The organism is Vibrio ulleungensis, assembly GCF_016900875.1.
In the GTDB taxonomy this organism is placed as follows: domain Bacteria; phylum Pseudomonadota; class Gammaproteobacteria; order Enterobacterales; family Vibrionaceae; genus Vibrio; species Vibrio ulleungensis.
This window is the reverse complement of record NZ_JAFEUM010000001.1, coordinates 827445-845473: the sequence shown is the minus strand read 5'-3', so window position 1 is coordinate 845473 and position 18029 is coordinate 827445. Positions and strand designations below refer to the sequence as shown.

23 protein-coding genes are annotated in these 18029 nt (G+C 44.6%); 20 read left to right on the top strand and 3 right to left on the bottom strand.

The window, feature by feature from the left end; genetic code table 11:
• Positions 1–46 precede the first annotated feature (46 nt).
• Entirely contained in the window at positions 47–598 is a 552-nt protein-coding gene (locus JQC93_RS03895) for a GNAT family N-acetyltransferase (RefSeq protein WP_205157134.1), read from the bottom strand.
• A gap of 161 nt (positions 599–759) precedes the next feature.
• Here JQC93_RS03895 and JQC93_RS03890 point away from each other — a divergent pair, with 161 nt between their 5' ends.
• From JQC93_RS03890 to JQC93_RS03815, 16 genes are all read left to right on the top strand, one after another.
• Entirely contained in the window at positions 760–1869 is a 1110-nt protein-coding gene (locus JQC93_RS03890) for a M20/M25/M40 family metallo-hydrolase (protein ID WP_205157133.1), read from the top strand.
• Positions 1870–2037: 168 nt separating this feature from the next.
• Positions 2038–2949, top strand: a complete 912-nt coding sequence (locus tag JQC93_RS03885; RefSeq protein ID WP_205157132.1) for a DUF368 domain-containing protein — start codon at positions 2038–2040, stop codon at positions 2947–2949.
• Positions 2946–3386, top strand: a complete 441-nt coding sequence (locus JQC93_RS03880; RefSeq protein ID WP_205157131.1) for a hypothetical protein — start codon at positions 2946–2948, stop codon at positions 3384–3386. Before JQC93_RS03885 ends, JQC93_RS03880 begins: the two co-directional genes overlap by 4 nt.
• 1 nt (position 3387) lies before the next feature.
• Positions 3388–3984, top strand: a complete 597-nt coding sequence (locus tag JQC93_RS03875; RefSeq protein WP_205157130.1) for an SCO family protein — start codon at positions 3388–3390, stop codon at positions 3982–3984.
• 10 nt (positions 3985–3994) lie between these two features.
• On the top strand, positions 3995–4447 hold the full coding sequence (locus JQC93_RS03870) for a copper chaperone PCu(A)C (RefSeq protein WP_205157129.1): 453 nt from the start codon (positions 3995–3997) through the stop codon (positions 4445–4447).
• 285 nt (positions 4448–4732) lie between these two features.
• Entirely contained in the window at positions 4733–5794 is a 1062-nt protein-coding gene (gene rsgA, locus JQC93_RS03865; RefSeq protein WP_205157128.1) for a ribosome small subunit-dependent GTPase A, read from the top strand.
• Positions 5795–5937: 143 nt separating this feature from the next.
• Positions 5938–7704 carry a choice-of-anchor I family protein gene (locus JQC93_RS03860; protein ID WP_205157127.1) on the top strand — a complete coding sequence of 589 codons (1767 nt, stop codon included), beginning with the start codon at positions 5938–5940 and terminating at the stop codon, positions 7702–7704.
• A gap of 146 nt (positions 7705–7850) precedes the next feature.
• Entirely contained in the window at positions 7851–8450 is a 600-nt protein-coding gene (locus tag JQC93_RS03855) for a LysE/ArgO family amino acid transporter (RefSeq protein ID WP_205157126.1), read from the top strand.
• A 9-nt stretch (positions 8451–8459) separates the two neighbouring features.
• Positions 8460–8771 carry a putative quinol monooxygenase gene (locus tag JQC93_RS03850; RefSeq protein ID WP_205157125.1) on the top strand — a complete coding sequence of 104 codons (312 nt, stop codon included), beginning with the start codon at positions 8460–8462 and terminating at the stop codon, positions 8769–8771.
• A 24-nt stretch (positions 8772–8795) separates the two neighbouring features.
• A complete protein-coding gene (locus JQC93_RS03845; protein ID WP_205157124.1) occupies positions 8796–9260 on the top strand; it encodes a GNAT family N-acetyltransferase in 465 nt (154 codons plus the stop codon).
• A 99-nt stretch (positions 9261–9359) separates the two neighbouring features.
• Positions 9360–10259: a CPBP family intramembrane glutamic endopeptidase gene (locus JQC93_RS03840; protein WP_205157123.1), complete on the top strand. Its 900-nt coding sequence runs from the start codon at positions 9360–9362 to the stop codon at positions 10257–10259.
• The gene (locus JQC93_RS03835) at positions 10256–10855 is read left to right on the top strand and encodes a glutathione S-transferase family protein (protein WP_205157122.1); all 600 of its coding nucleotides are present in this window, start codon (positions 10256–10258) and stop codon (positions 10853–10855) included. Before JQC93_RS03840 ends, JQC93_RS03835 begins: the two co-directional genes overlap by 4 nt.
• A gap of 72 nt (positions 10856–10927) precedes the next feature.
• Positions 10928–11362 (top strand): GNAT family N-acetyltransferase, encoded by a 435-nt coding sequence (locus JQC93_RS03830; RefSeq protein ID WP_205157121.1) that lies wholly within the window; start codon positions 10928–10930, stop codon positions 11360–11362.
• A 12-nt stretch (positions 11363–11374) separates the two neighbouring features.
• Positions 11375–11749: a GFA family protein gene (locus tag JQC93_RS03825; RefSeq protein ID WP_205157120.1), complete on the top strand. Its 375-nt coding sequence runs from the start codon at positions 11375–11377 to the stop codon at positions 11747–11749.
• Positions 11746–12231, top strand: coding sequence for an HAD family hydrolase (locus JQC93_RS03820; protein WP_205157119.1), 486 nt, complete (start codon positions 11746–11748; stop codon positions 12229–12231). The genes JQC93_RS03825 and JQC93_RS03820 overlap by 4 nt, the downstream gene beginning before the upstream one ends.
• A 4-nt stretch (positions 12232–12235) precedes the next feature.
• On the top strand, positions 12236–12760 hold the full coding sequence (locus JQC93_RS03815; RefSeq protein WP_205157118.1) for a GNAT family N-acetyltransferase: 525 nt from the start codon (positions 12236–12238) through the stop codon (positions 12758–12760).
• Between the two features lie 20 nt (positions 12761–12780).
• Here the strand turns inward: JQC93_RS03815 and sigZ are convergent, their stop codons facing one another.
• Positions 12781–13329 (bottom strand): RNA polymerase sigma factor SigZ, encoded by a 549-nt coding sequence (sigZ, locus tag JQC93_RS03810; protein WP_205157117.1) that lies wholly within the window; start codon positions 13327–13329, stop codon positions 12781–12783.
• A 146-nt stretch (positions 13330–13475) separates the two neighbouring features.
• On the opposite strand from sigZ, the gene JQC93_RS03805 reads away from it, so the two are divergent.
• Genes JQC93_RS03805 through JQC93_RS03795 form a run of 3 tightly spaced genes read left to right on the top strand, consistent with a single transcriptional unit; the run spans position 13476 to position 16143 of the window.
• The gene (locus JQC93_RS03805) at positions 13476–14903 is read left to right on the top strand and encodes an ATP-binding protein (RefSeq protein WP_205157116.1); all 1428 of its coding nucleotides are present in this window, start codon (positions 13476–13478) and stop codon (positions 14901–14903) included.
• A 2-nt stretch (positions 14904–14905) separates the two neighbouring features.
• Complete coding sequence (locus JQC93_RS03800; protein ID WP_205157115.1) at positions 14906–15589, top strand: response regulator; 684 nt, start codon at positions 14906–14908, stop codon at positions 15587–15589.
• A gap of 11 nt (positions 15590–15600) precedes the next feature.
• The gene (locus JQC93_RS03795; RefSeq protein ID WP_328833126.1) at positions 15601–16143 is read left to right on the top strand and encodes a GNAT family N-acetyltransferase; all 543 of its coding nucleotides are present in this window, start codon (positions 15601–15603) and stop codon (positions 16141–16143) included.
• Positions 16144–16585: 442 nt separating this feature from the next.
• On the opposite strand, the gene JQC93_RS03790 is transcribed toward JQC93_RS03795, so the two are convergent.
• Positions 16586–17116 carry a P-loop NTPase family protein gene (locus JQC93_RS03790; protein WP_205157114.1) on the bottom strand — a complete coding sequence of 177 codons (531 nt, stop codon included), beginning with the start codon at positions 17114–17116 and terminating at the stop codon, positions 16586–16588.
• A 334-nt stretch (positions 17117–17450) separates the two neighbouring features.
• Between JQC93_RS03790 and JQC93_RS03785 the strand changes: the two genes are divergently transcribed.
• Positions 17451–17954, top strand: a complete 504-nt coding sequence (locus JQC93_RS03785) for a hypothetical protein (protein ID WP_205157113.1) — start codon at positions 17451–17453, stop codon at positions 17952–17954.
• The last annotated feature ends 75 nt before the right edge of the window (positions 17955–18029 follow it).

Sequence of the window (18029 nt, the reverse complement as noted above, 5' to 3'; positions counted from 1 at the left end):
CTATTTGAGATGAAGCATCACAAGTATTGTGTCACTTGTTTCAAAATCACTGTGACGCGTTAAGCCAATCATCTCGTTTAATAGAGTAAATTGCATGATCGACTAACCTACCGTTAAAATTTTCACAATGAGGCAAGGTCCCTTGTAAATGAAAGCCTAAGCGCTCAGCGACTCGTCGACTATTCCTATTCTCGGTTGCAGCAGCAATCGTCACCACAGCCAGTTCCATCTTTACGAAAGCAATTTCTAACATGGCATTCACGGCTCTGCTCATGATGCCTAGCCCTTGCTTCTCTTGCGAAAGCCAGTAACCAATTTCTGCTTTTTTTAGTGAAAATGACACACTGTTAAACGAAATATTACCAACAAACTCGCCTTGATAAAATATCGAACACACCATGGATTTTTGAGTGGCGTAGTCGTGTAAAGATTGCTCGATAAAAGCGCTGAAATGTTCCTCTTTTGTACAATGCGGAGGCCATAATAACCATTGAGATAAGTACTCTCGCTGCGCAGAAACTAGCCGATGTATCTTTGGCGCGAACGTAGGGTGTATCAGCTGTAGCTCTAAGTCATTGTCAATTGTGTAAGAAAACATAAGTCATTCCATAACTGCGGTTAGCTCAAAGTAATCCATTGGTTAAACAAATGCAATTTAGCGACAATTATTGATCCAGCGCATGACCTTGCACGCACGACTCGCGTTAAGTAATAGTCATACAAATTGCTCCACACCATTAAAAGAGGCCAATCGCCAATATGATTTCAATTAACCGTGACCGTCTAGTTGACCATTTCATTTCGTTAGTAAAAATCGACAGTGAATCGGGTAACGAGCTTGCCATTGCTTCCACGCTTGATAAAGAACTTACAGCTCTAGGGTTTGAAGTAACTGCTCTGCCTGTTCCAAGCGACATTTCAAATGGCTTCAATATCTACGCAAAGTTAGCGGGGAAATTGGATGGTAGTGTCGTGGTGAGTGCGCACATGGATACAGTGGCTCCTGGTCAATCTATTGAGCCAATTATTGAAGACGGCATCATTCGCTCTAAGGGAAACACCATATTAGGCGGTGACGACAAGTCCGGAATTGCGGCAATTATGGAAGCGGTTCGTATTCTGCAAGCCAATAACCTTGAACACCAAACGCTAGAATTGGCCTTCACTGTATATGAAGAAGGCGGCCTTCACGGTTCAAAGCATTACGATATGAGTAAGATTGAGTCGCAGCAAGCTATCGTGCTTGATTCTGGCGGCCCTATTGGCACCATTATTACTACTGCACCTGGGCAACAAAACTTAAAAGTTACCATCACTGGTAAACCTGCCCACGCTGGCTTAGCCCCGGAAACCGGAATTAACGCTTTAACCGTTGCCGCCGATGCCATCGCGCAAATGAACCTTTCTCGCATCGACGAGGAAACGACGGCAAACATTGGTGTTGTTCGTGGTGGTGAAGCAACCAACGTTGTGATGCCGAGCTTATACATCGAAGCAGAAGCTCGCTCTCTCAATGACCAAAAACTTGCCGAGCAAGTAGACCATATGGTTGCAACGTTCGAAAAGGCTGCGTCGTGTCACGGCGCCGAAATTGACATAGAGTCTTCTCGTTCGTACAACGCGTTCCGTATCGAGCATAACCATCCGTTCATTCAAAAGCTGATGAAATCCTTTACTGCACTGGATATAGAACCTCTACTGGCGTCCACTGGCGGTGGAAGCGACGCTAATATATTCAACGAAAAAGGATTGGTCACGGCGAATCTTTCAACTGGCATGGCAAAAGTGCACACCACTGAAGAGTACATTGCCATTGATGATATGGAAAAAATCACTCAATTCTTAACCAGTTACCTCAGTAAATCGTGATCTAGATTCCTAAATCAATAACGCCCTGATATAGTCAGGGCGTTTTTTTTTTGCATTCAGGAATATAAACGTCTTGGGATCTAATTTTTCGTTTAATGAGACAGACTGAACCCAAAGACCCGAGTATTCTTTTGACAATCACCTTTGTTAGCTGGTAATTCTTTTTAGATGAACTATTTAAATACGTTTTTTAAGGGTATGGCAATGGGCGCAGCCGATGTCGTACCTGGTGTATCGGGTGGAACCATTGCCTTCATAACCGGTATCTACGATACCCTACTCGACAGCATTCGACGAATATCTCCCAAAGTGCTGGTGATGTGGAAAAAAGAAGGGTTTAAAGCCGCATTCAATTACATCAATGGCCCTTTTCTACTTGCGCTGTTTAGTGGCATCTTATTAAGTATATTAACCTTAGCTAAAGGGATCACTTGGGCATTAGACACGCACCCTATTCCCGTGTGGTCGTTCTTTTTTGGCCTCATTTTGGTGTCGGTGTGGCACATTCTACGGCAGGTCAAAATCGCTCATTTAGCGCAATGGATGGCGTTGCCCGTAGGGATGTTTTTTGCCTACAGCATCACCATTTTAAATCCGTTATCCATGGATCCAACCAGCCTCAATATTGTCATTGCGGGCTCAATCGCTATTAGTGCCATGATATTGCCTGGTATCTCTGGAAGCTTTATTCTGCTATTGCTTGGCATGTACACGCCCATTTTAGCCGCAGTTAAGAGTTTCGACATTGTGAGCTTACTTTTGTTCGCTTCAGGTTGCGTGATTGGCCTACTATCATTCTCGCACCTACTGTCTTGGTTACTTAAGCAGTACCGCGCAATTACCCTCACATTTTTGGTTGGGCTGATGATTGGCACTTTGCCAAAGATCTGGCCATGGAAACAGACTCTGTCATTTCGTACCAATTCGAGTGGTGAACAAGTGCCATTGATTCAAGAGAATCTTACCCCTCAGCAGTTTGAAGCGTTAACCGGAAACCCATCTCAGATCCTCATTGCCGTATTAATGATGTCTGTCGCCATAATTTTGGTACTAGCTCTAGAAAAGTGGGCGGAAAGATGAGTAAACAGCAAGCGATCCTTAGTAAACTAGGACTTGTGGTCATAGTGTTTGTCTTAGGTTATGGCTTAGCTGAAATACCCAACCTGCTAGAGCGCCACAACGAAACAGTTGATACAGAATCATTGTGCCATATGACTACCTCAGAATGTCGCTGGGACACTACAAGTGCCGCACTAGCTCAGGATGTTGTTAAGGCAATGCAGCCAACAATGATGACCGTAACATGGCCAAATACCGACGCAGACCATATTAAGGTCTCTCTAAAAGGTGTGGAGATGGAGATGGGTGAGCCTCGCTTTGTGCTTAACCGTACTCAAGAAAACACGTTTACAGGTGATTTACTTCTGCCGGTTTGCACCTCGGATGCAATGACCTGGGTTGGCGAAATTAATGATGGGCACAGTAGCCACACTTTTAAATTAAGCATGGAGCGTTAATGTGAGTAAAAATTGGACGTTAGTTCTGGTGGTTGCCTTTGCTCTGGGGTTTGCAACCAAACTTTATTTTGATGGCCAGCAAGAAATCACCCACCAGCAAGCTCAGCAAGGCAGTGCGATGGTGGTTGGTAATGACGGTGTGATGAATCTCTTCGACCCACAAGACAGCCGTATTCGCATTCTCTATTTTGGATTTACACGCTGTCCAGATGTTTGCCCTACTTCACTTGCCATGTTGTCGGGGGCCTATAATCAGCTCGACGATGAGACCCTTAATCAGTATTACCCCGTTTTTGTGACGCTGGATCCGGAACGTGATAAGGGCGAAGACGCTCACAAGTACTCTCAGTACTTTCATCCACGCTTTAGCGGTGTCGCTGGCACCACGGAAGTCACCGAAGAGTTGGCCAAACGCTACGGCGTTATTTACCAAAAAACCGAGATGGAAGACTCGGCGCTAGAGTACAGTATTGACCACAACTCTTATTTCTATTTTGTTGATAAGGAAGGTAAACTTATTAGCAAGGTGCCTCATACGCTTTCACCAGACCCAATCAAAGCAACCATGTTGCAACTGACTCAAGACGCAAAAGAATAAGGAAATCACTATGCGCAAAGGACTCGTTTTATTTTCAAGCCTGCTGTTAACATCGCTTTCTGTTCACGCATCAAATACCTTAATGATTGATGGTGCTTATGCGCGTGCTACACCACCTAATGCCCCAACCTCAGCGGTTTTTTTTACAGCGCATAACCATAGTGATTCCTCTATAGATATAGTGTCTGCAACGACGCCTGCCGCAAAAATAGTTGAGCTACATACTGTTGTGATGGACGGTGACGTAATGAAAATGCGACAGCTAGACGCACTCACAGTCGACGCTTCTGGTGAGCTAGTATTAAAACCTGGTAGTTACCATGTGATGTTGTTTGAACTGACCCGCGAGTTTGTAGAGGGCGACGATATCGAGGTGACGCTGTCACTTAGCGATGGCACAACACAAACCATTGTTGCTCCAATCAAAAAAGTCATGGCGGGTATGAGCCACCACAAACACTGATAGCGCTCTAAAACCTTTTCGAGATCAATTGTTATGGTGTTTATATCAATTTACGCCTTGCAAAGGTTTTTTACTGCCATAAAGCTGTGGTAGACTCGCAGCGTTTAACACGTTCCACATATTAGGAGGACAAGAATGATTGTATTCAACCCAAAGCGCCACGAGAGTAAGACAGGCCTTTAATTTCTATTACCCCTCTCCATCTCTCTTCGGTGCATGTGCTGGGCTTCGCCCAATTTTTAGCGCATTGATTGCGCACACATTCAATTTATGGCATCGAAACCAATGACAAACAATTCAAATACTAACCAGTCTCTAACCCTTAGTCAGTTAGGCTGGCAACCGTTTTTTCAACAACAACTAACACTCGATGATTACGATGGAAACATTGTTGCACGAGTCACGGCTCACCACCGTTCGCAATATAATTTGATCACAGAGCAAGGCGAAATAAGCTTGGCTATTCATGCCGACTTTCCCTCGCTCACTGTTGGTGACTGGATTATTTTAGACAGTGAACAGCGCTTTGTGCGTGAGCTAGATAGGTCTTCATTCTTTAGCCGCAAGGCTCCAGGAAGTAAAGTTGCACGTCAATACATTGCAGCCAATGTCGATACATTGTTTATCGTCTGTTCACTCAATCAAGACTTCAACCTAAGTCGAATTGAGCGCTACCTTGTATTAGCAAACGAAGCTCAAGTAGAGCCGGTTATCGTTCTAACCAAAGCAGACTTGTGCGACGACGTCGATGAGAAAAAGGCCCAAGTACAAAGCCTCGACCCTCTATTGATGATCGAGTCTGTTAATGCGCTTAGTCAAGAGGACGTATCCAAACTAAGCCAATGGTGCAATGCAGGGCAAACCGTTGCGTTTCTTGGCTCTTCTGGCGTAGGAAAGTCGACATTAGTCAACAGCTTGATGGGTGGCGAAACTCAAGCCACTGGCGGGATCCGTGAAGACGACAGTAAAGGCCGTCATACTACGACGTCTCGCTCAATTCATTTCCTACCCACTGGCGGTGTTCTCATTGATACCCCTGGAATGAGAGAGTTGCAACTTGCCGACAGTGAACATGGTGTCAGTGAAACATTTTCGGATATCGAAACATTGGCCGAACAATGCCGTTTCAGTAATTGCCACCATGAAAATGAACCTGGTTGCGCTATTCAAGCCGCATTGTCCGCGGGCGAAATAGACCAACGAAGGCTTAATAACTACTTTAAGCTATTGCGAGAACAAGCAAGAAATGGTGCCTCTTTGGCAGAGCTTCGCTCCAAAAACAAAGCTCTGGGTAAAATGTATCGTTCAATTCAAAGTGAATCTCGTCATCGCAAAAAAGGGTTTTAAACTTCATTTATCTGACGTTTAAGAACTAAACCACCCAGTGTTAGCGCCGTCACAGGTGCTAACACTTTTTAACACCTTCATACAATCAGCATAAATTTGTCACTTATTTGTCATTTGTCAAAGTCACACTTTTTGGCAACTAAATGACCCAAGTGATTGATACTAAAATGCAAAATTTAACGTTAAACCCTCTTGTAAAAACGACTGTTTCCATCTCACTTCTCGCTGTTTTAACAGCATGCTCCAGCAACAAGCCAGAGCAACATTCAACACAATTATGCAAAGTCGATCCGCCTCCACTGCATTCCGAGTTTTCTGTAAGTGGCCTTAAACCTATTGCCACCTTCGCCTCGGATTCACCGTTTGATACCTCTGCAGCAGAAATCGTTAGCTATGATTCATGCAGCGATCTGCTCTTTGTGGTCAATGCACAAGCCAAAACCGTTGAAGTACTGGCGCAACCCAACAATGCTATTGAGCGAATCGCATCGCTAGACCTATCACAGGCTGGCGACATGGCTGGGATAACTATTGGTGCGGCAAACAGTGTTGCGACTTTTGAGGGGTTAGTTGCTGTCGCCATCGAACATGAAGATAAGCAAAGCTCGGGGATTATTGCACTGTATGATGCACATACATTAACGTTACTCACTACTTTTAACGCTGGTGCACTACCAGATATGGTCTCATTTTCAAAGGACGGCGTGTGGATTGCCAGTGCGAATGAAGGTGAACCTTCCGGTGATTATGAGCGAGATCCAGAAGGAAGCGTTACGCTTGTAAACATCGCTAATGGATGGCAAGCGCCCAAGGTTGTACAGATAGATTTTCGAGACTTCAATCAAAATGGTCACCGCCATAACGAGCTATCCCCCATGGTTCGCCTCTCGGGTCCAAAGGCCACCGTGGCTCAAGATCTTGAGCCAGAATACCTTTCGTTCGCAGACAACGGTAAGCTTTATGTGAGCCTTCAAGAAAACAACGCTATCGCAAAAATCGATGTTGAAGCCGCTACCGTTGATGCAATTTTACCGCTAGGCACAAAATCTTGGACAAACCTAGATATCGATGCCTCCAACAAGGACAAGAAAGTCGCGAATTTTAGGCAATACCCAATGCTCGAGAGCTACTACATGCCGGATTCCATCAGCAGCTTTACTGTTGATGGCAACACCTACATCGCAACAGCCAATGAAGGTGATGGGCGTGAATACTTATACGAGACTACACGCGAACGTTGTGAGACTGCCGGTCATGAGTGGGATGATGATATCTGTTTGTCACACATCGATGAAGTTCGCGGCGCTAAATTAGACATATCAAGTGATCATCCTCTGTATTTGTCACTGCAAGATAACGCCCTACTCGGTCGACTAAAATTCATTTCACCAAACCGAACCATTGATGCAAGCGAGCCGGTTGTCGCCTTCGGTGGACGATCTTTTTCTATTTGGGATGAAGATGGTAAGCAAGTATTCGATAGTGGCGACCAGTTTGCCCACATCGTTGCACAGCACAGCCCTGGCTACCTCAATAGTTCTAACGACTCCAACCAAAGCGCTGATGATCGTAGTGACGACAAAGGCGTAGAGCCAGAGGCTATTACTACCGCGACCATAAACGATCGAGTTTACGCCTTTATAGGTTTAGAAAGACAAGGTGGGATCATGGTGTACGATGTTACTTCGCCGTCGCAAGCTTTATTCGTTCACTACACCAATCGCCGTGATTTTGCACAACCAGTATGTACAGTTATGGAAGACGACTCATGCGTAAGTGATGTATGGAACCCTGCTTCTGGCGATCTAGGTCCAGAATCAATCGAGTACTTCACCCGAATGAGTAAACACTATATTGCAGTAGGCAACGAAGTAAGCGGAACCACCACAGTTTACGAGCTGCAATTTTAAACTCGGCCTGTTAACTAAGACAATGCATGGCACTGCTTCCGCGATGCATCATCGGTAAATAGTTATCGTTTTAAGCTGGCAATTTACGACTAAAAACACTAATGTGGAATGTCACATTAGTGTTTTTTAGTAACAAGGACAGTCACTTGAGTGCGTTCATTGCAGGTTTTTCTCTAGGCCTTTCTCTGATTTTAGCCATCGGTTCTCAAAATGCGTTTGTATTGAAACAAGGGCTAAAAAGACACCACGTATTTGCCGTGTGCTTTGTATGCGCACTCTCTGACGCGCTGTTAATATCAGCCGGTGTGGCTGGTTTTGGTACGATAGTCCAACAATTTCCTACCATAGAAACCTTCGCCCGATATGGTGGCGCTCTATTTTTAACCGTTTATGCGCTACTCAGTTTTCGATCGGCTTTTACTCAAAAGCACGCCATCCAAACGAAGGATCAACCGACAACATCACTGGTAAGAACGATCTCTATTGCGCTTGCGTTTACTTGGCTTAATCCCCATGTCTATCTGGATACTGTTGTGTTGCTTGGTTCTATTTCAACCCAGTATCAACCACACCATTTTGTCTTTGGTGCGGGCGCAGTGTGTGCTTCTTTTTTCTTTTTCTTAAGTCTTGGGTATGGGGCTCGTTTACTTGCACCTGTATTTGAAAAACCGCGCTCTTGGCAAATACTAGAAGCACTCATTGGCGTGATTATGTTGGCCATTGCCTACAGTTTAGTCACGGGTTAGATGACTACTATGGATACTGTCACCTTAACGGGATACATTATTGTACCGTCAAAGCAACTTGCACAAGTTCGCGCCGCAATGGTTAGACATATACAACTTACTCGCCAAGAAAGTGGCTGTTTGTCGTTTACTATTTCGCAAGATCAGGCCAACCCTCAAAAGTTCTATGTTAACGAGTCTTTTGTCGATAAAGCGGCTTTTGAGTTTCATCAAAGTAGAGTGAAACGTTCGTACTGGGGACGAGTGTCGCAAGACGTAGAGCGACACTATAAAATCAATGGACTCGACAGGGACGAGCCAACAACAAGGATCGTTAACTGAGTTTTTCGCCTAAGGAGTGAACATATGGACATTAAATCGGGTGTGCTTCGACACCCACAAATCATAAGCTTGTTGGAAGAGCACCTTAGCGATATGCACGCAACCTCTCCAGCCGAAAGTGTCCATGCACTTGACCTTACAAAACTCAGTACGCCCGACATCAGTTTTTATAGTGCATGGCATGAAGACACTTTGCTTGGCTGTGCTGCCATTAGCCAGCATTGTGACAAAATGGCAGAGATCAAATCGATGCGAACTACCCAGGCATCGCGTAACAAAGGTGTGGCTAAAGCTCTTCTCAACCACCTTATTGAGACCGCAAAAAATAGAGGCTATGACGAACTCTATCTTGAGACAGGCACGATGGACTACTTCAAACCAGCCAGAGCGTTGTATAAATCTTTTGGCTTCACGCCCTGTGAGCCTTTCGCCGACTATCAACACGATCCCAATTCAACACATATGGTGCTATCGCTGACTAAAGCCTGACCCTTCTATTGGCGTCGATTATGTGTTGTGACTCGAAAAAGCCTCGTTAGAAACTGAGTAAGCTACTCTCGTGTCCAAGTTTTGTGAATAGGAGAGAAAATGCCGAATACACAGCTATATACAATTCCGCCTATCCGATGGTTTGTCCTCGGCCTTATTGTCTTGGGCTTTTCAGTCCCAACACTGCTGTATTTGGGCGCTGAGTCACTAGACAATGGTATTCCATCATATTGGTCTTGGTTGATCGGTGCCTTAGGGTTTCAACTGGCTTTTCTGATGGTTAGCTTGGTATTTATAAGGTGGAATAAACTCAATACTAAAGCGCTGTTTGGCCGACCAGTGTTATACGATGTGGGAGTCGCTGTAGAATTCTCCTTTGTTAATATCGCGCTCACTTATGTTGTCCTGTATGCCTTGTACTTTCCGCTGTCATACTCGGCAGACTATCAAAGTTGGGTTGTAAGCCTGTTGTTAGAAGCACCATCAATCATCCTATATGATGGTAACCATTTTCCTATCTTCGCCAACCTGGTGTCTTTTGCATCTATTGTGGTGTTCGCTCCGCTGATAGAAGAGTTTGTATTTAGAGGGGTCATCTACGCACGCCTCAACCAAAAATACACGGTGTGGGTTGCTGTATTCGTATCGTCGCTATTGTTTGGACTTTTGCATGGCGAAGTGTTCAGTGCCGCTCTATTTGGTGCTCTGTTATGTTACAGCTATCAAAAATCGGGTCGACTAATTGTCCCAATCATCATTCATTCGCTCAACAACCTCACCGTCTGGTTGGTTATGGCTTGGGACGCGATGGTTCACGGTAAACTAACCCTCTATTCACTCACGCAGTTTCAGTCTGAATGGCGCTATGGTTTGTATGCAGCATTCGCTATTTCGGTGTGGGCCATCTATTGCTTAGCTCGTAAGTCGACGCTGTTTACATTACCAGCCACCAACACTTCTAAAAGCGTATCAACCTCACAGCAAACGGAGGTAGTGTGAAGGAAATTATCTTGTATACTGCTGCCGGCTCCAATTGTAGCCAGCGCGTCGAATGGGTACTCAATTACAAACAAATCCCCTACGCAAAGATCGATGTAGGAGAAAGCAAGCGCTGGAAACAATACCTACACATCAACCCCATGGGTTACGTACCTTGTCTATCTCTAAGTGGCGTTATCATTCCAGAATCAATGGCGATCATCGAGACGTTAGAAGAAGGATACCCAACCCCAACAATACTGGGCAGCAACTGGCAGCAACGAGCTGAAGTTAGGGCGATGTGCGAGTTCGTTAACGGTAGTTTGCACATGCCGCAAAACCGAACCATCCTTACTCTATTGCGCCCCGACTTAGACGAGTCCGCAAAACAGCCACTACGAGCTGATTTCTTATCTCGTCAGCTGACGACACTCTCACCCCGTTTATTTAAACAAAGCCAGTTTGCAATAGGCAAACAATTTACACTCGCTGATATCTTTATCGCATCAATCTACAAAAAGGCCTTACAACACGGTATGGCCAAGCAGGCACCCTACCAATGTCACTTAAGCTACTTACGGAAGATTACTGCTGTTGCAGGCGCTGAGCCAAATTAGATTAATGGTTGAAAACCGAGCGACATAGGCAGTATGCTATTGTAATGCTTGTTTATTTTAGATAGGACGGTCATGATTTTAGCGAGGGAAATGCAGCCTGAGGACTATAACAACGTGATTACTCTTTGGCATGATACCAGTGAAATGCTTTTGCGCGATGCGGATTCAGAGCAAAACATTCACCGTTACCTAAAACACAACCCAGGACTTAGTTTTGTATTGTGTGACAGCGCCAAAATAGTAGGGGCAATACTGGTAGGAACTGACGGTCGTCGTGGCTATGTTCAGCACCTGGCAATTGCATCGACACACCGCGGTCAAGGATTAGGAAAACAACTGCTAAAGTGCGCGACAGTCGCTTTGCAAAATCAAGGCATTGATAAAACGCATCTGTTTGTTAATCAAGACAATGCAACCGCACAGCAGTTTTATCAAAAGCTAGGATGGGAAAGAAGAGAAGAAGTTAGAATGTACTCCCACAATGCGTCCAGCAATCACAATGTATAAGAGGTCGTTATAATGACAAAGCCCATTCATTTTGCACGATGCCATTGCGGTACAGTAGAACTTAAACTGACTCTACCCGAAGGTTTAAAAGATCCTAGACGTTGCACCTGCTCAATGTGCCGAAAACGTGGAGCCATTGCAATATCGGTTGATCTTGAGCACTTAGAGATTGTGCAAGGGGCCGACAACCTTAGCCTCTATCAATTCAATACCATGACAGCAAAGCATTACTTTTGTAAAACCTGCGGAATTTACACTCACCATCAGCGACGATCCAACCCACATCAGTTTGGTGTTAACGCCGCATGTGTGGATGGTGTGCAGCCTTTCGAACTTGAACCTGTTCGCTATGTCGACGGTGTCAATCACCCAAAGGATAAACCATGATAACGATTAAAGCCGTTTTATTTGATTGGGGCGATACCCTAATGGTGGATTACCCTCAGTTCAGTGGAAAAATGTGCGATTGGCCGAAAGTAGAGGCCGTCGAAGGAGCGCTAGAAGGGTTGAAACGGCTGTCTAAACACTGCCCGCTGTATCTTGCGACCAATGCCCAAGAGTCAACGGTAGATGATATTGAATTAGCTCTCGACAAGGTTGGCTTACGGCCTTATTTAAGCGGCATATTTTGTAAAAGTGAACTCGGCGTCGATAAAAAGAGCCCCGAATTCTACCCAGCAATAGTAAAGCAGTTAGCGCTGGAACCCCATCAAGTGGTGATGGTCGGCGACTCCATCGTAAAAGATATTTCACCCGCCAAACAGGCTGGTTTGCCTACGGTTTGGCTATCAAACAGTGACTTATCGCACCCTGACGCAGACCTAGTCGTCCCTAATCTAACTGTACTTAACTTGGAATTACTTACGTAACTACATGAAACCAACATTAATAACACCGCGACTCCAATTACAGGCAATCTCCCTATCCTATCAAAACGCCTATTGTGATCTTCTGGCAACGCCCGAAATTGCTCTGTTTCTCCCTCTAGGTCGCCCCTATTCAAAACAAGAATCCCTAGATGCTATTCAGCAAAGCATTGACCATTGGAAACACGGTTTTGGAACTTTTATGGTGTCTGAGCGGAGCAACCCTGACGATGTCATTGGTTATGCAGGTATAGAGCTTTGCCCTAATCCACAATACCGAGATATTCGATTCGCTATTAAACCGTCGATGCAAAGTAAGGGCTTTGCGAAAGAAGCAGCGCAGGCGGTCATTCAAGAATACTTTGTACAGCATAGCGAATCGATATTGGGCGTCGCTATCGACTCAAATGACGCAAGCCTTGCTCTGCTTAGCGTGCTGGGCTTTTGTAATGACGAAACTGCGACCCCATATTCAAGTCGAGAAGGTTTAATCATACTACGATTAAATAAGCCAATTTACAGTGTTAAGTGACCTAGCTAAACAGCACAGATTCATCGTGGCTCTGGGCAGTTACAGCTGTCGCGCTTTGTATAATCGATAAGATTACCCTGCGTATCTCGCGTGAATAAACAGCACCGATTAAACAATTGGTAAAGATCATCGCGAGCTCTTTGTACTCTTGATTTAACCGTTGAATAATTAATCTTGTGTTGCTCGGCATACTGTTTTTGACTCATGCCTTCAAGTTCTATTGCTTTTAGCAATTCCTGTTGCTCTGTAGCAAGGCAATTAATGAAGGGCTCAATGCAGGGGCCCATTTCAACGATGAGCAGTGTTTCCGATGCTTCCAGTTCGTGAAGCTGTTCAGAGAACTCCTCACTTGGCTTCTGTTTTCGGTAAAAATCCATCATCGCGTTATGAGCAATTTGAAATAGCCAAGACTTTAGCTTACTAACGTCATTTAACGTGTCGATGTTTTGATAGGTTTTTAGCATCACATCTTGAAGAATGTCGTCTACATCAGCTTGGTTTCGTAAGTTTTTAAACAAAAATGCTCGCAAACTCACTTCATACTGATGCCATATCTGCTCTAATTCCATATTGGTTACCTTCTTCAACACTGGTGACAGTATAACCGAAGCTACAAATGTGAAGAAAGTAAGGAGTTAAGCGTTCAACGCTTTCTAATTAAGGTTTTTTAAGCGATTATTCGTAACATTACCCTCTTTTTGGTGTTTAGCTTTCCATGCGCATGCCGATCTTTGTAAAACTGTTTACCTCTTTTGTACTCGTGAGTTTGATTTTGATTGTGGGCGCAGTCGCGTTATCAAACTATAGCTTCCAAAAAGGGTTTCAGAACTACCTAAATCAGACCGAACAACAAAGAGTTCAAGAGTTATCAAGCCTAGTCGCTGAAGTCTATTCAGACGAGACCCAGTGGAACACGCTATCCAGTAATCCTAGCCTGTGGGCAGAAATGTTTCGCGAGTTAGGCGAGACCCCTCCAGATAGAATGCGTCCTCGCCGAGGAGAACCAAAGCCAGAGCGAGCAATAGAAGGAGATCCTCCTATTACGGTGGGGCCATTTGGCGAACGAACCTTTTTGCAAGATATCGAAGGTCAATGGGTTGTTGGTCATCAACCGCCACTATCCGCTGATGCTCAGTTTTTCTACACTGATGTAATACACAATCAACAACTTGTTGGTCACTTGGTGTTGCTACAACAAGATTTGATGTCGGGCCCGCTAGTTGAAAGCTTTAAAAATCAACAAAGTAAGAACCTATTTTGGATTATCGCTGCCGCTGGCCTAGTTTGCTTGGTGGTTACGCTTATTTTAGTAAAACACTTTCTGTCACCGCTGACGCAGCTTAAAGAAGGTTCAAAAGCACTGGCCAAAGGCGATTACAATTACCCTATCGCAATTAAAACCAACGACGAGCTTCAAGATCTTGCTGAGAATTTTCGCTCGTTAAGGGTTCAATTGAAACAACAAAAAGCCAGTAGAGAGCAGTGGATTTCGGACATCTCGCACGAATTGCGAACCCCCATTGCCGTATTACGGGCCGAGTCAGAAGCCATACTCGATGGTATTAGAAAACCGGAACTGCGATACATAGAATCGATGCACCGACAAATCATGGTTCTTGCTGCTTTAGTGGACGATCTTTATCAGCTCATAAAATCCGATAGCGGACAATTTGACATGCAGTTCCATAATTTTAGTTTCAGCCAGTTAATGGAACAAAGCATCGAGCAGTTTGAGTTGCGCGCAAAACAGCACTCAGTGTCAATAAATACACGCATCACCCCCAAGCTTTTTATCGAAGGCGATAAGACAGCGCTAAGCCAAGTATTGATGAACCTATTTGAGAATAGCCTTCGCTATACCGACGCCCCTGGTCATATTCAGGTCGAACTGTACGAGACGGTTGAAGGGATCGAGCTGCATTGGCAAGATTCATCCCCTGGAGTCGAGTGCGAGCACAGACAAAAAATATTCGAACGGCTTTATCGAATCGATAAATCTCGTAGTCGTGAATTTGGTGGTTCAGGCTTAGGGCTCTCTATTTGTAAAAGTATCATTGAGCTTCATCAAGGCAACATCAGAGCAGAACAATCTACACTAGGCGGGCTTTGTATAATCATTCAGTTGCCAAATGGAGGGGCTTAACCATGACACCTGTAAAGGATCACATTTTAGTGGTCGAAGACGAGCCAACATTGGCCGAAGTATTGGCTGAATACCTAAAGGCAGCGGAATTTGATACTCATATCATTGGTGACGGTGGGTTAGTCATTGATTGGGTACAACGCAATCAACCCACTCTGATCATATTGGATCTAATGCTGCCCAATAAAAATGGGTTGGATATATTCAAAGAGCTTCGTTCATTCTCTGATATACCTGTCATTATGGCGACGGCAAAAGTTGAAGAGATTGACCGCTTGCTCGGCTTGGAGCTTGGTGCTGATGATTATATCTGTAAGCCTTATAGCGCGCGCGAAGTAGTGGTACGAGTTAAAAATATCCTTCGCCGCATTCGCCCATCGCACGCTAGCCAGCAACCGTCGCTCTCCTTGTCATTGGATCATGACACCATGCAAGTTCACTATCATGGCGAGTTAGTGACACTGACCCCAGCTGAGTTTCGGCTGTTAGCCAAACTTAACCATCGACAAGGGATTATTTTTAGCCGTGAAAAGCTCATGGATGCAATCTACGATGACTCGCGTATTGTTACCGACAGAACCATCGACAGCCATATTAAAAACCTGCGTAAAAAGCTGCTTTGTATAGATGACTCTCAAGAGTGCATTAAATCTGTCTATGGCGTTGGATATAAGCTCGAATTGTAAAAGGACATAACGTGGAAGCGACGATCGAAATACGAAAGGCCGCCCCTAGTGAACTAAACGATCTGTACGAGCTAGTCACAAACAACAGTGAGTGGACGCGATTTAACGGTCCCTACTTTCCATACAGCCACCCAACTTATGAGCAGTTTCGAGCTGATCTCTTTAATAAGCTGTTATTGGGTGAGTCCATTAAGTTAATAACTCTCAACGGTGTACCCGTTGGTTCAGTCAGTTATTACTGGGAGTGCGAGTCGACACGTTGGCTTGAAGTGGGCGTCATAATTTACGATCAAGCTCATTGGGGAAAAGGCATCGCGCGCCCTGCCCTTCGGTTGTGGATATCTGAGCTGTTTAACCGCTTTGATATTGCTCGGGTCGGATTAACTACCTGGTCTGGTAACCCACGAATGATGAAATGTGCAGAAAAACTCGGCATGACGCAAGAGGCTCGCCTTCGTAAAGTTCGCTACTTCAGTGGTCACTATTATGATTCGGTTAAATATGGTGTATTACGCGAAGAGTGGAAGCAGTTGATGGCTCGAGTTTGCGCATAAAGAGGAAATTTTTTGGTCATTAATTTTCTGTTTTATTGCCTCTAGTTTCAAGGCATTCTACGTCCAACAACAAGTTGCAAGTCATGCTCCGCAACACATTGGATTAGTCTCCCAATGGTTGTTATGTTAATCGTTGTTCCCCCTAAGAAACTGCGATAAAAAAGCGCCAATATCGATTTTGATGTTGGCGCTTTTAACTAAGTCTCGTGCTGATAGTTAGCTTACCTACTTCGCTATGACCCATTTCCTATTGACGATCTTTACGCCGAATAGTGGGTTGTAGACAAACACCATAAACGGCAAGTGAACTTTTCCGCCTCATCAGAGTCTAAAACTTTAGTTTAGATAATTAGGTAGCTGGCCTTTAATCAGTATGTTCGTTCGCGATGAGGACTCGCCTGAAAGTGACTCGGTTCTCCCTACATGTAGGTGGTCACTTCAATTACACACCAACCTTGCCACTCAAAACACTGTCAATGAATTGATTCATCTGCGCTACCGACTTGATGATCACAACATCTTTTGCGTTCGATCTTTCCTGTAATTTGGACTCAAATTCAGAATTCCAAAACGCTGGACAACGCCTTAGGGTTTTATAACTTTGTATTGTCCCTTTAAGCACCGAACTGCCATCAGGCCAACCTTCTGGCTTAACAAACGAACCTTTTAAAAAGCGCTTTGTTACCCACCAATAACTAAGTGGGTAAGGCAAATCGATATACACGAGGGTATCAGCAACGTCTAACCGCTGATGAAACGACGCCATCGGACCTAAACCTTCGATGATCCAGCGCTCAGCTTCCAAGATATTAGTATGCGTTTTATCATATACATCCCTTGCGACAAGCGAACCATCTGACGCATAGACAATAGAGTCCAGAGGGTGCAGTGGTATGCCTGTTGCGGCTGATAACCTTTTACTCAACGTCGATTTGCCATTACCGGGCTTTCCAAATATAGCGACTCTGTTCATTTCATCTCCTTAAAGCGTTTATCGATAAGGCAGATACTAAAAACCCACCTTAGAGGTGGGTTGGTTATCTCGCACGCGCACTCTATCCCACCACTCCTATGGAATGATGCTAATTCGGTGCATGTAAGACGTTTGATTACTATTCATACAAACACTGTCTAACAACAACCATTGTTTGTCAATGTTCTCGACGATGGAGCATAAGTATCACCAATATATTTTCTAGCAAAATAGCTTACTCACAATGCTCCAAACCTTTCCACAAAAGTGCTTGTCTGTCGCTTTTACCCTGCGTACGATAGCATCGGTACTTCTCTTATTTTAAGACCCTTTAATGAAACTTTTGGCGGACAAAACTGGCGAGCAGTTTCTCACCATACTCAAGCAATTAGATGATTCGGTTGTCGTTCAATTTATTACCAATGAAGGACAGCAAAAAGGTCAACCCTTTCAAGACTCGTTAAGAGGCTTAGCGCTAGCCGGTTGGACAGAAAGAAGCACCTCGTCTGCGATAGGTTTGTATCGGTTTAAGCAGGGGTACCTGGAAGATGCGCATGTTAGCTTCGCGCTACACCAACTTTACCCGTTAGGGCGGAAGGTCAAATTGCCATCTGGTGATGTGGCAAAAATAGCAAGTTACGCAAACACACACCCTGATGGGTATTATATGTTTGTTATCAAACAGGGTGAATCTCAACTAAGCCGCTTAAAAATCAGCCCAGACTGGGAGTTGTTGCCATCCGAAGAGTTGTTGAGACTGCCCTTTTATCCTCAACCAAAGACTCAACAAGAGATAGACACCATCGATGAGTTTCAACATTGGGCTGGCGGTTTCTAACACTTGCTCAAAGACAGTGCGTTTAGCAAAACTAAGTATGGTTTCTTTTGCTAGGGAGCATAAATAACGCCGTTA

Coding starts and splice junctions, on each gene's coding strand:
- JQC93_RS03895 (WP_205157134.1), bottom strand. CDS start 598: ATGTTTTCTTACACAATTGACAATGACTTAGAGCTACAGCTGATACAC.
- JQC93_RS03890 (WP_205157133.1), top strand. CDS start 760: ATGATTTCAATTAACCGTGACCGTCTAGTTGACCATTTCATTTCGTTA.
- JQC93_RS03885 (WP_205157132.1), top strand. CDS start 2,038: ATGAACTATTTAAATACGTTTTTTAAGGGTATGGCAATGGGCGCAGCC.
- JQC93_RS03880 (WP_205157131.1), top strand. CDS start 2,946: ATGAGTAAACAGCAAGCGATCCTTAGTAAACTAGGACTTGTGGTCATA.
- JQC93_RS03870 (WP_205157129.1), top strand. CDS start 3,995: ATGCGCAAAGGACTCGTTTTATTTTCAAGCCTGCTGTTAACATCGCTT.
- rsgA (WP_205157128.1), top strand. CDS start 4,733: ATGACAAACAATTCAAATACTAACCAGTCTCTAACCCTTAGTCAGTTA.
- JQC93_RS03860 (WP_205157127.1), top strand. CDS start 5,938: ATGACCCAAGTGATTGATACTAAAATGCAAAATTTAACGTTAAACCCT.
- JQC93_RS03850 (WP_205157125.1), top strand. CDS start 8,460: ATGGATACTGTCACCTTAACGGGATACATTATTGTACCGTCAAAGCAA.
- JQC93_RS03845 (WP_205157124.1), top strand. CDS start 8,796: ATGGACATTAAATCGGGTGTGCTTCGACACCCACAAATCATAAGCTTG.
- JQC93_RS03840 (WP_205157123.1), top strand. CDS start 9,360: ATGCCGAATACACAGCTATATACAATTCCGCCTATCCGATGGTTTGTC.
- JQC93_RS03830 (WP_205157121.1), top strand. CDS start 10,928: ATGATTTTAGCGAGGGAAATGCAGCCTGAGGACTATAACAACGTGATT.
- JQC93_RS03825 (WP_205157120.1), top strand. CDS start 11,375: ATGACAAAGCCCATTCATTTTGCACGATGCCATTGCGGTACAGTAGAA.
- JQC93_RS03820 (WP_205157119.1), top strand. CDS start 11,746: ATGATAACGATTAAAGCCGTTTTATTTGATTGGGGCGATACCCTAATG.
- JQC93_RS03815 (WP_205157118.1), top strand. CDS start 12,236: ATGAAACCAACATTAATAACACCGCGACTCCAATTACAGGCAATCTCC.
- sigZ (WP_205157117.1), bottom strand. CDS start 13,329: ATGGAATTAGAGCAGATATGGCATCAGTATGAAGTGAGTTTGCGAGCA.
- JQC93_RS03805 (WP_205157116.1), top strand. CDS start 13,476: ATGCGCATGCCGATCTTTGTAAAACTGTTTACCTCTTTTGTACTCGTG.
- JQC93_RS03800 (WP_205157115.1), top strand. CDS start 14,906: ATGACACCTGTAAAGGATCACATTTTAGTGGTCGAAGACGAGCCAACA.
- JQC93_RS03790 (WP_205157114.1), bottom strand. CDS start 17,116: ATGAACAGAGTCGCTATATTTGGAAAGCCCGGTAATGGCAAATCGACG.
- JQC93_RS03785 (WP_205157113.1), top strand. CDS start 17,451: ATGAAACTTTTGGCGGACAAAACTGGCGAGCAGTTTCTCACCATACTC.